Consider the following 13,920-nt stretch of genomic DNA (forward strand, 5'->3'; position numbering starts at 1 on the left):
CAACACCTGATGGCACGTGACGATGAACTTCTGGCGACTGCCCAGGCCTGGCTGGCCGACGATCCCGACCCGGCGGGCCGCGCGGAGCTGAGCGCGCTGCTCGAAGGTCTGCCCGGGACGGCGGCCGAGCTGCGCGACCGTTTCGCCGGGCCGCTCACCTTCGGCACCGCCGGGCTGCGCGGCCGCCTGCGGGCCGGGCCGAACGGGATGAACCTCGCGGTGGTCACCCGGGCCGCCGCCGGGCTGATCGCCTGGCTGACCGAGCAGGGTGGCACCGGACCGCTGGTGATCGGCTACGACGCCCGGCACGGCTCCCGCGAGTTCGCCGAGCGGACTGCCCAGGTCGCCACCGGCGCCGGGCGGGAGGCGCTGCTGATGCCGGGCACGCTACCCACGCCGGTGCTCGCCTACGCGGTGCGCGCGCTGGACGCGGTGGCCGGGGTGATGGTCACCGCCAGCCACAATCCGCCGCAGGACAACGGCTACAAGGTCTACCTCGGGCGCGAGCTGGGCGGGCGGGCCGGGGACGGCGCGCAGATCGTCCCGCCGGCCGACGCCGGCATCGAGGCGGCCATCCGGGCCGTCGGCCCGATCGCAGGGGTCCGGCTGGGCGAGCCGGGCACGGTTCTCGACGACAAGATCGTTTCTGGGTACGTGGTGAGCGCCGCGGCCGTGCTCGACGCGGGCGGTCCGCGTGACCTGAAGATCGCCTACACCCCGCTGCACGGGGTCGGCGGCGAGACGGTGCTGGCCGCGTTCGCCGCGGCCGGGTTCCCGCCGCCGGCGTTCGTCCCCAACCAGTTCACCCCCGACCCGGACTTCCCCACCGTCGCGTTCCCCAACCCGGAGGAACCGGGCGCGATGGACAACCTCCTCGCGCTGGCCGCCGCGCACGGCGCCGACCTGGCGATCGCCAACGACCCGGACGCGGACCGCTGCGCGGTGGCGATCCCGACGGCCGGCGGCGGGTGGCGTCCGCTGCGCGGTGACGAGCTGGGCATCCTGCTCGCCGACCACCTGATCCGGCGGGGAATGCCCGGGACGTACGCGACCACGATCGTCTCGTCGCAGCTGCTCGGCAAGCTGTCCGACGCCCGGGGCGTGCCCTACGCCGAGACCCTGACCGGCTTCAAGTGGATCGTACGGGCCGACGAGGACCTGGCCTTCGGCTACGAGGAGGCGCTCGGCTACTGCGTGTCGCCGACCCTGGTGCGGGACAAGGACGGGATCACCGCGGCCCTGACCGTGGCCGAGCTGGCCGCGACGCTGAAGACCGCCGGGAAGACGCTGGCCGACCGGCTGGACGAGCTGGCCGCCGAGTTCGGCGTGCACGCCACCGACCAGCTGTCGGTGCGGGTCGACGACCTGGCCGAGATCGGCACCGCGATGGGCCGGGCCCGGCAGGCACCGCCGGCCACCCTGCTCGGCGCGCCGCTGATCGGGGTGAACGACCTGCTGCCGGAGAACGACGTGCTGACCTTCCGCACCGCCGCGGTGCGGGTGGTGATCCGGCCGTCGGGCACCGAACCGAAGCTCAAGGCGTACCTCGAGGTGGTGGAACCCGTCGCCGACGGCGACGTGCCCGCGGCCCGGATCCGTGCGGCCGCCGCTCTTCGCACCCTGCGGGACGAAACGGCGGCGGCGCTCGGCGTCTGAAGGCGGTGTCAGGCCGGCTTGGGCGTGCCCAGGGCGGCCTGAATCGCCTTGCCGAGGGTGGCGACCACCAGCGCGACCGCCGGGCGGACGATCGAGTCCTCCAGGTCGGCCGAGCCGGAGAAGCCGGCGCCCGCCGCGATCTGCTCGAGGCGCTCGTGCGCCCGGGCCGACTCCTCGGGCGGAAGCCGCAGGGCCGGCTCCATCCGGGTGGCGCTGAGCAGGGTGGCCAGCGCGGCGGTCCGCTCGTCGCAGATGCCGTCGCTGGTCAGCGCGTCGGCGAGCCGCTTGCGGATCTCGGTCTCGTAGGCGTGATCGGTGGTCGGGTAGCGGTGCACGTGGATGACGCCCATCTGGGTCTCGTCCACGTCCTGCACCACGCCGCGGGACACCAGGTCCTCGAGGACCCGGGTGCGCAGGCGGTGGCGCAGCCGCTGCACCCACTGGCTCGGCGTGTGCGGCTCGTCGGCGGCGACCTTGGCCAGGACCGCGTCGGCGATCGGGTCACCGATCGGCCGCGGGTCGGACACCTTCAGGAAGCCGTCGACGTAGGCGACCCGCCCCGCCAGGGCCAGATCGACCAGCACAGCCGCGGCCATGCCGAGGTCGAGCCCGATGCGGGAGCCGGTCGCTTTGCCGGTCCGGTCGTCATAGGCGAGGAGGAGCAGTTCCTCGGCGAGCGGAATGGAGGTCATGAGACGCAACGATAGTGGCAGGAGTCACGCGCGACGATCGCCAGGTCGGGTCGAAAGACCATCCCGATGTTCCTCAACTAGCGGCGTCCCGCCAGGTCGGGCAGAATCCGGTCGCGCTGTTCGAACCAGGCGAGCGTGTCCCGGATGCCGTCGGCGACGCTGTGCTCGGCCCGCCAGCCGAGCAGATCCGCGGCCCGGGTGCTCCGGGTGTAGGCACCGGCCTGGTCACCCGGCCGCCGGGGCGCCTCGGCGATCGCCACCGGCCGGTCGACGACCTGGTTGAACGCCTCGACGAACTCCCGGACCGTAGTGCCGGTCCCGGTGCCGAGATTGATCACCCGGTAATGCGATTTTTCCGGGAAAAGTGTGTCGAAGACCTCAAGGGCCCGCAGGTGCGCGCCGGCCAGGTCCCAGACGTGGACGTAGTCCCGGATCCCGGACCCGTCCCGTGTCGGGTAGTCGACTCCGGTCACGCTGAACGGGGTGCCGGCGCGGTAGGCCTCGATCAGTTTGCCGAGCGCGTGGCTCGGCGCCGCCACCTGCAGACCGGTCCGCATCTTCGGGTCGGCGCCGATCGGGTTGAAGTAGCGCAGCGAGAGCACCCGCAGCGGGCTGGCCGCGGTGATGTCGGTGAACATCCGCTCGACCACCAGCTTGGTCCGGGCGTACGGGCTCTGCGCCGCCAGCGCCGAGCCCTCGTCGACGCTGAACTCGTCGTTCGGCTCGTAGATCGAGGCCGACGAGCTGAACACCAGCCGGGTGACCCCCTTGGCGATCAGGTGGTCGACCAGGTCGAGCGTCTTCACGACGTTCTCCCGGTAGTAGCTGATCGGCCGGGCCACCGAGTCGGGCACCACGATGAGCGCCGCGCAGTGCACGACCGCCTCGATGTCCGGGTGGTCGTCGAAGATGCGGTCCAGGATCGCCCGGTCGGCGATGTCACCCTCGTAGAACGGCCGGCCGGCGCAGAACTCCCGGCGCCCGGTAACCAAGTTGTCCAGAACGACCGGCTGGTGGCCGGCGTCGAGCAGGCACGAGCCGATAGTGCTGCCGATGAAGCCTGCGCCCCCGGCAATGAGCACTTTCACGAAAAATCCCCTTTTGGCCCTGACCGCGATACGCGCCAAGACGTTAGGGGCAAGTGCCGATTGTTACCCTCGGCCAACCGGGCGACCCCACCCGATTCAGTGAATTACTCGCAAAAAGCTGTCTTTCCAGAGAGGGTTGGACGCTCAGTGCAGGCCACCATCGCCACGCTCGGTTATGTCTTCTCCGCCGACCGGAAGAACATCCTGATGATCCGGCGGGACACCCGGCCCGACGACATCCATTTCGGCTACTACAACGGCCTCGGCGGCAAGCTCGAACCGGGTGAGGACGTGGCCGCGTGCATGCGGCGGGAGATCCGGGAGGAGGCCGGCCTCGAATGCGGGACGCTCGACTTCGCCGGCACCATTTCCTGGCCCGGCTTCGGCAAGGACGGCGGCAACTGGTTCGGCTTCCTGTTCCGGATCACGTCCTGGACCGGCACGCCGTTGTCCGCCAACGACGAGGGCAGCCTGCACTGGATGCCGATCGCCGATGTGCTGGCCGGCAACCTGCCGATGTGGGAGTCCGACCGGCACTTCCTGCCACTGGTCTTCGCCGACTCCCCCACGCCGTTCCACGGGGTGATGCCGTTCGCCAGCGGCAAGGCGCTCAGCTGGAGTTACACCGAGCTCTCCTAGAACCGGCGCATGCCGCCGAACTGGCGGTCACCGGCGTCACCGAGACCGGGCACGATGTAGGCCTTGTCGTTCAGGCCCTCGTCGATCGAGGCGGTGACCAGGCGCAGCGGCAGGCCGCTCTCGCTCAGCCGCTCGATGCCCTCCGGCGCGGCCAGCACGCAGCAGATGATCATGTCGGTGCAACCGCGGTCGACCAGCAGCTTGCAGCAGTGCAGCAGCGAGCCGCCGGTGGCCAGCATCGGGTCGAGCACCAGCACCGGCTGCCCGGCCAGGTCGGCGGGCAGCGACTCCATGTACGCCCGGGGCTCGTACGTCTTCTCGTCGCGGGCCAGGCCGACGAAGCCCATCGACGACTCGGGCAGCAGCGCCAGCGCCGAATCGGCCATCCCCAGGCCGGCCCGGAGCACCGGGACGATCAGCGGCGGGTTGGCCAGCCTGGTGCCCTGGGTGGGCGCGACCGGGGTGTCGATCGGGTACTGCTCGACGGCGAAGGAGCGCGCCGCCTCGTAGACGACCATCGTGGTGAGCTCGTGCAGCGAAGCGCGGAAGACACCGCTGTCGGTCTCCGCATTTCGCATCGCGGTGAGCCGGGTCTGGGCCAGCGGGTGATCTACAACGAGTACGTCCACGCCGACAACCTACCGGTCTGTCAAGATCAATTGTTAACCGGCTGCGTAGAATCGATTTCATGACTGCGACAGCGACGTCCCGGCTGTCCGCCCTGCCCGATTCCGCCGTCAACCTGCGCGCTTTCCTGCACGGACTGCCCGGGGTCGACAAGGTGGGCGTCGAGGCGAGGGCGGCCGCGCTCGGCACCCGATCGGTGAAGACGACGGCCAAGGCGCGGGCGATCGACCTGGCGATCCGGATGGTCGACCTCACCACCCTCGAGGGTGCGGACACGCCCGGCAAGGTCCGCGCGCTCTCCGCCAAGGCCCTGCGACCCGACCCTGCCGACCCGACCTGCCCGACCGTCGGCGCGATCTGCGTCTACCCGGCCATGGTCCCGGTCGCCTACGAGGTGCTCAAGGGCTCCGGCGTGCACCTGGCCAGCGTGGCCACCGCCTTCCCGTCCGGGCAGGCGCCGCTGGACGTGAAGCTCGCCGACACCCGTGACGCGGTGGCCGGCGGCGCCGACGAGATCGACATGGTGATCAGCCGGGGCGCGTTCCTGGCCGGCGATTACGCCAAGGTCTTCGACGAGATCGTCGCGGTCAAGGAGGCGTGTGGCAGCGCCCACCTCAAGGTCATTCTGGAGACCGGCGAGCTGGCGACGTACGACAACGTCCGCCGCGCCTCCTGGCTGGCGATGCTGGCCGGCGCCGACTTCATCAAGACCTCCACCGGCAAGGTCCCGGTGGCCGCCACCCTTCCGGTCACCCTGGTCATGCTGGAGGCGGTGCGCGACTTCCGGGCTCAGACCGGCCGGCAGATCGGCGTGAAGCCGGCCGGCGGCATCCGCACGACCAAGGACGCCATCAAATACCTGGTGCTGATCAACGAGACGGTCGGCGACGACTGGCTGAGCCCCGACTGGTTCCGGTTCGGTGCCTCGTCGCTGCTCAACGACCTGCTCATGCAGCGCACCAAGCTCACCACCGGCCACTACGCCGGCCCCGACTACTTCACGCTGGACTGATCATGTTCGAGTACGCTCCGGCACCCGAGTCCCGCTCGGTCGTCACGATCCAGCCCTCCTACGGCCTGTTCATCGACGGCGACTTCACCCCCGGCAAGGACGTCTTCAAGACGATCAACCCGGCCACCGAGGAGGTCCTGTCCGAGGTGGCGCTCGGCGCTCCCGAGGACGTCGACCGCGCCGTGGCCGCCGCCCGCCGCGCCTTCGCGACGTGGTCCGCCCTGCCCGGCGCCGAGCGGGCCAAATACCTGTTCCGGATCGCCCGGATCATCCAGGAGCGCTCCCGCGAGCTGGCCGTCCTCGAGTCGCTCGACAACGGCAAGCCGATCAAGGAGACCCGCGACGTCGACCTGCCGCTGGTCGCCGCGCACTTCTTCTACTACGCCGGCTGGGCCGACAAGCTGCAATATGCGGGCTTCGGCCCCGACCCCAGGCCGGTCGGCGTCGCCGGCCAGGTCATCCCGTGGAACTTCCCGCTGCTGATGCTGGCCTGGAAGATCGCGCCGGCGCTGGCGGCCGGCAACACGGTGGTGCTCAAGCCGGCCGAGACCACGCCGCTCTCCGCGCTGTTCTTCGCCGACGTCTGCCGCCAGGCCGACCTGCCGCCGGGCGTGGTCAACATCGTGACCGGCGCCGGCGACACGGGTCGCTACCTGGTCGAGCACCCCGGCATCGACAAGGTCGCCTTCACCGGTTCGACCGAGGTGGGCCGGCAGATCGCCCGCTCGGTGGCCGGCACCGGCAAGCGGCTCACCCTGGAGCTGGGTGGCAAGGCCGCCAACATCGTCTTCGACGACGCGCCGATCGACCAGGCGGTCGAGGGCATCGTGAACGGCATCTTCTTCAACCAGGGCCACGTGTGCTGCGCCGGGTCGCGCCTGCTGGTCCAGGAGTCGATCGCCGAGGAGTTGCTCGACTCGCTCAAGCGCCGGATGGCCACGCTGCGGGTCGGCGACCCGCTCGACAAGAACACCGATGTCGGCGCGATCAACTCGGCCGCCCAGCTCGCCCGAATTACCGAATTGTCGGAAATTGGAAGCGAAGAGGGCGCCGAACGCTGGTCGCCAGAATGTTCGCTGCCCGATCGCGGCTTCTGGTTCGCCCCGACGATCTTCACCGGAGTGACCCAGGCGCACCGGATCGCCCGCGAGGAGATCTTCGGCCCGGTCCTGTCGGTGCTGACCTTCCGGACCCCGGCCGAGGCGATCGAAAAGGCCAACAACACGCCGTACGGACTCTCGGCCGGCATCTGGTCCGAAAAGGGCTCCCGGATCCTGGCCGTCGCCGACAAGCTGCGGGCCGGCGTGGTCTGGGCCAACACGTTCAACAAGTTCGACCCCACGTCGCCGTTCGGCGGTTACAAGGAGTCCGGTTACGGTCGCGAAGGCGGCCGCCACGGCCTGGAGGCGTACCTTGCCTAAGTCACCGAAGGCGGCTCTGAAGGAGCCCACCCGTCTTTCCGTGCGAAAGACCTACAAGCTCTACATCGGCGGGTCCTTCCCGCGCAGCGAGTCAGGACGGACCTATCTCGTGGACGGCGACAACGTGGCCCTCGCCTCCCGTAAGGACGCCCGGGACGCGGTCGTCGCGGCCCGCGCGGCCCAGCCCAAGTGGGCCGCCGCCACCGCCTACAACCGCGGCCAGGTGGTCTACCGGATCGCCGAGATGGTCGAGGCCCGCCGGGCCGAGTTCACCGCGCTCGGCGTCCCCGCCGACGAGGTGACCGCCGCGATCGACCGCCTGGTCTGGTATGCGGGCTGGTCCGACAAGATCGCCCAGGTGACCGGCAGTGCCAACCCGGTGGCCGGCCCCTACTTCAACCTCTCCTCGCCCGAGCCCACCGGCGTGATCGGCGTGATCGCGCCGCCGTCGCTGCTCGGCCTGGTCAGTGTGGTCGCCCCGGCGATCGTGACCGGAAACACCGTGGTCGCCCTCGCGGCCGGCCCGCAGGTGGCGGTCACCCTCGCCGAGGTGCTGGCCACCTCCGACGTGCCCGGCGGCGTGGTGAACATCCTCACCGGACACGCCGCCGAGACCGCGCCCTGGCTCGCCTCGCACGACGACGTCAACGGTCTCGACCTGACCGCGGTCGACGACGCGGAGCTCGCCACCGAGCTGGAGCGGGCCGCCGCGGGCACGCTCAAGCGGGTCCGGCGGCCCGGCAGCGGCGACTTCACCGGTGATCCGGGGACGGCGCCGATGACCGCGTTCCTGGAGACGAAGACGGTCTGGCACCCCAAGGGTTTCTGACCGCCGGACGTCGGCCGATGCGGAATCACGGGGGACGGCCTGCCAGCTCTCAGGAGGGCACACTAGGGTGTGTCGGCAGAATCACCGTCCAACCGTCCGAATCATCCCGGAGGTCACCGTGGCCAGCCAGTCCGACGAGTCCGAGAAGTCCGCAACGGGCCTCTCCGGCCAGGACCTCTGGGAAGAAGTCCGGATCGAACCGGTCGAAATCGCCCTGCCCGGCGGCGTCGGCCTGACCCTGCGGGCATTCCGCAAGGCCTCCGAGCTGACCCCGACCGAGGTCGTCATCGACGAGGACGACCCGTTCGAGGCGCGCAAGAAGCGCCTGGCCGCGGAGGACGAGGAAGAGGTCATCGCCGACGACGAGTTCTCGGCGCTGCTCACCGAGGGCGAGGTCGACCAGGCGGTCGACGAGGACGCGAAGGCGGCGTCCGAGGAGCCCGACCCCGAAGACTTCGAGGACGAAGCGGTCGAGGAGGACGAGGCGGCCGACGAGGACGTCCCGATGTTCCTGAGCCACAAGGGCAAGCTGCTCGCGTTCAAGACGCCGGAGTCGCTGGTCTCCTTCATTCGTTCGGGTGCACCGCACGACCTCGCACAACTCGACAGCTGGGGCACCCTGGCCGAGCGGGTACAGTCGACCGACATCGACCCGCAGGCGGACGACCGCTACGAGCTCGACCTCGTGGTGGAAAACCTGCGTGGCGGGCACGACAGCTGGGACCTTCCGCTGCTCATCGCGGCCGGCGAGGTGGCCCGCGACCTGGGCTACGCCCTCCGGCTCAAGCCGGTGATCCTGGCCCTGTCGCCCGGCTCGCCGCTCGACGATCTGGACGATTCCCTCCGGACGACGGAAAGCGGTGGCATGGGCGGATTCTTCGGTCGCCGCCGATTGAAGAAAATCGGGGCACAACAGGCAAGTCTCGGCTGGCGCTCGGTAATCGGCAAGATCTCTGCCGCTGTGGACTGGCGCGACTGACCCCTCAACAGGGACCATCAGTGCTTGGCCAAAATGCAATGAGACTTTGACCTGCGCGGCCCCATGACTCATGGTGGGTCCCGAACAAAGTTTCACCGGGGAGGAGGACGACGCCGTGGCGCTCGTGCGCGTGTACTGCGGTCTCGCGTCGGCTGATGAAACGGTGCGCTCGGCCTCGGCCGCGCGGCTGACCATCGCCGTGGTGGATGACGCAGGCCGACTGCTCGGTGTTCACGAGATCAGCGACGACCCGGGCGGCTACGCCGAGCTGGGCATGCTGCTCGTGGAGCGGACGAGTGGATTCACCGACGCCGCGGTCGCCGCCGACAGCGACGATCACCTGGTGACGTCGCTGCTCATCGCGGCGGGCCGTCCCCTGGTGGTCACCGACGACGACACCACCGACGACTTCGCCGAGCGCTTCGCCGACGACGACTCGGTCGAGGAGATGCAGGCCCCGCCGGCCGCTCGCCGGGCCGCCGGCCTGGCCCGGGCGTTGCAGGCCGGGGCCATCGCCGCGACCAACCAGATGGCCCCGCGCGAGCTGGTCAGTTACAAGCCGGTGCTGGCCGCGCACGTGGCCCTCCTCGGCGGCCGGCAGGCGACCGCGATGGCGCTGCGCGAGGTCCTCCGCGAGCTCTACCCGGCGGCCCTGCGGGCGTTCACCGACCCGGCCCACCCGCTGGCCCTCGCCGTGCTCGACGCGCTGCCCGAGCCGGGCCGGCTCACCGCGCAGGGCGACCCCGAGCGGGTGGCCGAGCAGGTCGCCGCCGAGCTGATCCGCTCCGGCGCCGGCTCCGACGACGAGATCATCGCGGCCGTCACCGCGCTGCACGTGGCGATAAGCGAGTCGCCGCGCCGTGGCGGGGTCAACAAGTCGCTGGCCCCCGCGGCCGCCGAGACGGTCCGCAAGGCCATCGCGGCGGTCCGTGCCTGCGACGCCGCCTGCGCCTCGCTGATCGGCACGATCGCGGCCCGCAGCAGCACCGCGGCCGGCTCGACCCGGCGCCGCGCGGAGGCAGCACCGCTGCAGTCCGTGCCCGACGCCCGCCTGACCCGGCGCACCCGGCGCGATCCGATCAGCGACGGCAGCCCGGTCATCCCGCAGCCGATGAATGCTCCGCCGACCGCACCCGACCCGGTGGCCCCGCCGCCGCTGGCCCCGCGCCCGGTCACCCCGCCGCCGGTCGCGCCCGCGGCCGCCGCGGCCTTCCCCAACCGCGCTCCGGTGCCCGGCAACCGCCCGGTGTCGGTGCCCCCGCCGCCGCCCGGCATGACGCCGATCACACCCGGTTCCCGCCCGGTCTCCGGTGGCCGCAGCCCGGCCTCGGCACCGCCGCCGCCCGGCTTCGGGCCGGCCTCCGCGTCGCCGGCACCCGGGTTCGGGCCGTCGTCCGCGCCGTCGCCCGGCTTCGGGCCCTCGTCCGCACCGCCGCCCGGCTTCGGGCCGTCGTCCGCGCCGCCGTCGTCCGCGCCGCCGTCGCCCGGGTTCTCCTCGCCCGGCTACCCGCCGCCGTCCGCACCGCTGTCCCCGGCCGCGTCCGTGTCGCCCGCCGAGAGTGGACAGCCGTTCCGGGCGACGCTGACCAACGCCGCGATCAACAGCGTTCGCGCCGAGCGGCAGCGCACGGTCATCCCGCCGCGTCCCGGCCGCGCCGCGCCCGCACCGGGCAGCGCCACCGACTATTCTTCGCTGCCGATGCCGGCGCCGCGTCCGGAGCCGTCCGAGCCCGGCTCCCGGGCCAACTGGCCGATGATGAACCCGGGTGCCGACGACCTGCCGGTCCCGGCCGCCTCGTCCTCGATCAGCGCCCCGCCCTCCGCCGACACCGGCCGGGTCAAGCCGCCGTGGCAGGACATGCCGAAGGAGCCGCCGGCCCTGCGCCTGGTGGAGCCGCGCATCGGCAACAGCCTCGACGCCACCGTGGCCGATCTGCCGCCGGTCGGCGACCCGCCGTCGCTGCGCCTGGTCGAGGGCGCCGCCCGCCGCCGCAACGGCAACAACGGCACGATCTCCAGCTCCGGCACCACACTGACCGCGCTCGACCGCAGCACCGCGCCGCCGGTTCCGTCCGACGGCAGCGACGGTGACCTGCTGATCTTCGCGGCCGCCCGGTCGGCCTGGTTCACCGGCCACACCGACCAGACGCCTGACATGGATTGGGCCAACGCGAACGACAGCGGATGGCAGGCCGCCGAGCGTGCCGCCACCCCGGAGATCGCCGCCGAGACGCCCGCGGGCCTGCCCAAGCGCGTCCCCCAGGCCAACCTGGTCCCCGGTTCGCCGCTGCGTGACGAGCGCCCGCTGCGCATCGTCCGCGACGCGGCGAGCATCGCCGCGCACACCACCGGCTACTTCCGTGGCTGGCGCCGCGGTCAGGAGATCGGCGGGTTCGCGATGGGTGGCCGGCCGGGCCGCGAGTCGGCCGGCGGCTGGGACTTCACCCGGGACCGGGAAGGCGCGGACGACTACCGCAACAACAACGACAACGCGAACTCCAACTCTCGCTAGTCGAAGCAGCAAAAAGGCGGCCGCGGCATAGCGGCCGCCTTTTTCGTGCCTACTTGCGGTCCTGCCAGGTGCACAGGCAGACGCGGTTGCCCTGCGGGTCGGCCAGCACCCAGAAGCTGGGCGCCTCGGAGTCGCTCTCCAGCGTGCCGCCGGCCGCCACCGCCGCGTCGATCCGCGGCTGCACCTCGGACGGGTCGATCCACAGGTCGGGGTGCCACCGCTGCCGGGGCTCGGCGCTGCCGGACTGCTGGAACCAGATCGTCGGCAGCGCGCCGGACGGGTCGGCGACCTCCTCGTCGTAGTCGCCGGTGCGTCGCTCGAACCCCAGGATCGCCTCCCAGAACGGCGCCACCACCGCGAAATCCGGGCTGTCCAGGCCGAACTCCAGCCAGGTCAGACCGGTCGACGAGTGGGTCAGGCCGGCGTCCGCGACCAGCGCCGAGATGGTGCGGGCCAACCGCACGTCGCGCGCCGTCACCCCGCCGGTGTCATGGCTGGTGAGGCGGACGTCGACGTGGGTGTAGCGCAGGTCGAGATCCGGATGATGATCCATCTCCTCGGCCGCCGCGCCGATCGCGTTGACCAGCGCCAGGCCGGCGGCGAAGCCACCGCTGCCGACCCGGGTCTGCAGCCCGTTGTACAGATGCGTCCAGCCCGTCAGGCCCTCGGCCGCGACCTGTTGTCCCGTCAGCTTCGTCATGCTCCCATCCTTCCCCTCAGCCCCGGCTCCCGCTGCCCGTGACCGGGCCGATCCGGTGGTTGCGGATGTGCTCGTAGACGATCGACGTGCGGACGTCGGCGACCTCCGGGCGCTGGGTCAGCCGGTCGATGACGAACTCGTAGAGGCTCGCGTTGTCCGGCACCGCCACGTGCACGATGAAGTCGTCGGTGCCGGTCGTGACGTAGAGCCCGAGTGTGTCCGGCAGCATGCTGACCCACTCGCGGAAGGCCTCGATGTTGCGCCGCGACGGCGGCCGGATCCGCACCGCGATCAGCGCCTGCACCGGCCGCCCGATGGCCGGCAGGTCGACGTCGAGGAGCGCGCCCCGGATCACCCCGCGCCGCCGCAACGCCCGGGTGCGGTCGAGCGCGGTGGTCGGCGAGACACCGACCGCCGCCGCCACCTCCCGATTGGTCTTCCGTGCATCCGACTGGAGTTCCCGCAGGATCGCCGTATCAAGTTCGTCGAGGTCAGTCATCTGCCTCTCTCTTCCGCGATTAGTACGGATGCTTTGCAGCTATCGTATTCATCTGCCTAGCATTCTTCGCAGAGCCCGGATGAATGCACAGGGAGACAGCATGACCGTCGGATTTGCCACCGAGGAGATCGACCCGAGCGCGCCGACCCGGGCCGCCCGCCTCAAGTGGGTCGTGGTGGTCGACACCGCCCTGCCCGCCGGCCGGGCCGCGAACGCCGCGATCTGCACCGCCGCCGCCACCGTCAAGGCCGTCGCCGGTCTGCTCGGCGACGACGCGATCGACGCCGACGGCAACAGCCACCCCGGCCTGCCCTGGGCCGGCTGCACGGTGCTGGCCGCCGACGCCGCCACCCTCCGCACCATCCGGGCCCGGGCCGCCGCCCGCCCCGACTTCTTCGTCGCCGACATGCCCGCGGCCGCCCAGCAGACCCGCGTCTACACCGAATACCTGACCGCCGTCGGCGAGGCGCCGGCCGACGCCCTCGACTACTACGCGGTCAGCATCGTCGGCCCCCGCAATCCGCTGGACAAGATCGTCGGCAAGCTTCCGCTGATGCCCTGAGACCATGTCGAGGTGCGGGCTATCGTCTTCGACTTCTTCGGCACGTTGACCGACCCGGCCGCCGAGGCCGGCCGCCGCGATTCCGTCACCGCCACCGCGGCCGCCCTGGGCGTCCCCGCCGACCGCTTCTGGCACGCGATGGGCGCCAGCTTCCCGGAGCGGATCGTGGGCGGCTACGGCGACGCCCGGCAGACGCTGCGCCGGGTGGCCCGGGACTGCGGCGCCGACCCGGCCGAGTCCGAGCTGGACGCGGCCGTGGCCGCCCAGCTGGCCGGCTCGGTCCACGTCCGGCCGCCCCGGCCGGGCGTGCTCGACCTACTGGATCGGCTGCGCGCCGACGGCTACCGGCTGGGTCTGATCAGCGACTGTTCGAGCGAGCTCTACGAGTCCTGGCCGGAAACGCCCTACGCGCCCAGGATCGACGCAGCGGTCTTCTCCTGGCACGAGGGGTACCGCAAGCCCGACCAACGCCTCTACGAGGCCGTCAGCGCCCGTCTCGGGGTAAACCCGGCCGACTGCTGGTATGTCGGGGACGGCGGCAGCCGCGAGCACGCCGGCGCCCACCGGGCGGGGATGCGCCCGATCCTGGTGACCAACACGGCCTACCCGGACGCGGCCGCCCTGCGCAGCGATCCCGACCCCTACACGCCCGCGCTGGCGATCCCCGACCTCGACGCCCTGCCGACGCTGATCGACTCTTGAGC

General features: G+C 71.6%; 14 protein-coding genes. 9 read left to right on the forward strand and 5 right to left on the reverse strand.

Going from position 1 to position 13,920, the window contains the following annotated elements; all coding sequences use genetic code 11:
* Positions 1-9 precede the first annotated feature (9 nt).
* The gene (locus tag Adu01nite_RS04200; RefSeq protein ID WP_203724970.1) at positions 10-1,656 is read left to right on the forward strand and encodes a phospho-sugar mutase; all 1,647 of its coding nucleotides are present in this window, start codon (positions 10-12) and stop codon (positions 1,654-1,656) included.
* Positions 1,657-1,664: 8 nt separating this feature from the next.
* Here the strand turns inward: Adu01nite_RS04200 and Adu01nite_RS04205 are convergent, their stop codons facing one another.
* Positions 1,665-2,348 carry a GOLPH3/VPS74 family protein gene (locus tag Adu01nite_RS04205; protein ID WP_203724972.1) on the reverse strand — a complete coding sequence of 228 codons (684 nt, stop codon included), beginning with the start codon at positions 2,346-2,348 and terminating at the stop codon, positions 1,665-1,667.
* A 77-nt stretch (positions 2,349-2,425) separates the two neighbouring features.
* Positions 2,426-3,436 carry a UDP-glucose 4-epimerase GalE gene (gene galE / locus Adu01nite_RS04210; protein WP_203724974.1) on the reverse strand — a complete coding sequence of 337 codons (1,011 nt, stop codon included), beginning with the start codon at positions 3,434-3,436 and terminating at the stop codon, positions 2,426-2,428.
* 147 nt (positions 3,437-3,583) lie between these two features.
* Between galE and Adu01nite_RS04215 the strand changes: the two genes are divergently transcribed.
* A complete protein-coding gene (locus tag Adu01nite_RS04215; protein ID WP_203724975.1) occupies positions 3,584-4,075 on the forward strand; it encodes an NUDIX hydrolase in 492 nt (163 codons plus the stop codon).
* Here Adu01nite_RS04215 and upp read toward each other — a convergent pair.
* Positions 4,072-4,704, reverse strand: a complete 633-nt coding sequence (upp, locus tag Adu01nite_RS04220; RefSeq protein ID WP_203724977.1) for a uracil phosphoribosyltransferase — start codon at positions 4,702-4,704, stop codon at positions 4,072-4,074. The two genes, Adu01nite_RS04215 and upp, sit on opposite strands and share 4 nt — an antisense overlap.
* A 59-nt stretch (positions 4,705-4,763) precedes the next feature.
* On the opposite strand from upp, the gene deoC reads away from it, so the two are divergent.
* The 5 genes from deoC to Adu01nite_RS04245 all read left to right on the forward strand — a co-directional run bounded on the left by deoC (position 4,764) and on the right by Adu01nite_RS04245 (position 11,455).
* Positions 4,764-5,714, forward strand: a complete 951-nt coding sequence (deoC, locus tag Adu01nite_RS04225) for a deoxyribose-phosphate aldolase (RefSeq protein WP_203724979.1) — start codon at positions 4,764-4,766, stop codon at positions 5,712-5,714.
* Positions 5,715-5,716: 2 nt separating this feature from the next.
* Complete coding sequence (locus tag Adu01nite_RS04230; protein WP_203724980.1) at positions 5,717-7,135, forward strand: aldehyde dehydrogenase family protein; 1,419 nt, start codon at positions 5,717-5,719, stop codon at positions 7,133-7,135.
* Positions 7,136-7,151: 16 nt separating this feature from the next.
* A complete protein-coding gene (locus Adu01nite_RS04235) occupies positions 7,152-7,964 on the forward strand; it encodes an aldehyde dehydrogenase family protein (RefSeq protein WP_239132125.1) in 813 nt (270 codons plus the stop codon).
* Between the two features lie 118 nt (positions 7,965-8,082).
* Positions 8,083-8,943 (forward strand): SatS C-terminal domain-containing protein, encoded by an 861-nt coding sequence (locus tag Adu01nite_RS04240; RefSeq protein ID WP_203724983.1) that lies wholly within the window; start codon positions 8,083-8,085, stop codon positions 8,941-8,943.
* A gap of 70 nt (positions 8,944-9,013) precedes the next feature.
* Positions 9,014-11,455, forward strand: a complete 2,442-nt coding sequence (locus tag Adu01nite_RS04245) for a transposase (RefSeq protein WP_203724985.1) — start codon at positions 9,014-9,016, stop codon at positions 11,453-11,455.
* A gap of 49 nt (positions 11,456-11,504) precedes the next feature.
* On the opposite strand, the gene Adu01nite_RS04250 is transcribed toward Adu01nite_RS04245, so the two are convergent.
* Positions 11,505-12,155, reverse strand: coding sequence for a 4a-hydroxytetrahydrobiopterin dehydratase (locus Adu01nite_RS04250; protein ID WP_203724987.1), 651 nt, complete (start codon positions 12,153-12,155; stop codon positions 11,505-11,507).
* Between the two features lie 16 nt (positions 12,156-12,171).
* Positions 12,172-12,654 carry an Lrp/AsnC family transcriptional regulator gene (locus tag Adu01nite_RS04255; protein WP_203724989.1) on the reverse strand — a complete coding sequence of 161 codons (483 nt, stop codon included), beginning with the start codon at positions 12,652-12,654 and terminating at the stop codon, positions 12,172-12,174.
* 100 nt (positions 12,655-12,754) lie between these two features.
* Here Adu01nite_RS04255 and Adu01nite_RS04260 point away from each other — a divergent pair, with 100 nt between their 5' ends.
* Both Adu01nite_RS04260 and Adu01nite_RS04265 read left to right on the forward strand, forming a co-directional pair.
* Positions 12,755-13,216, forward strand: a complete 462-nt coding sequence (locus tag Adu01nite_RS04260; protein WP_203724991.1) for a DUF2000 domain-containing protein — start codon at positions 12,755-12,757, stop codon at positions 13,214-13,216.
* A gap of 12 nt (positions 13,217-13,228) precedes the next feature.
* Complete coding sequence (locus Adu01nite_RS04265) at positions 13,229-13,918, forward strand: HAD family hydrolase (RefSeq protein WP_203724992.1); 690 nt, start codon at positions 13,229-13,231, stop codon at positions 13,916-13,918.
* The last annotated feature ends 2 nt before the right edge of the window (positions 13,919-13,920 follow it).

The organism is Paractinoplanes durhamensis, from assembly GCF_016862175.1.
GTDB classification, from domain to species: domain Bacteria; phylum Actinomycetota; class Actinomycetes; order Mycobacteriales; family Micromonosporaceae; genus Actinoplanes; species Actinoplanes durhamensis.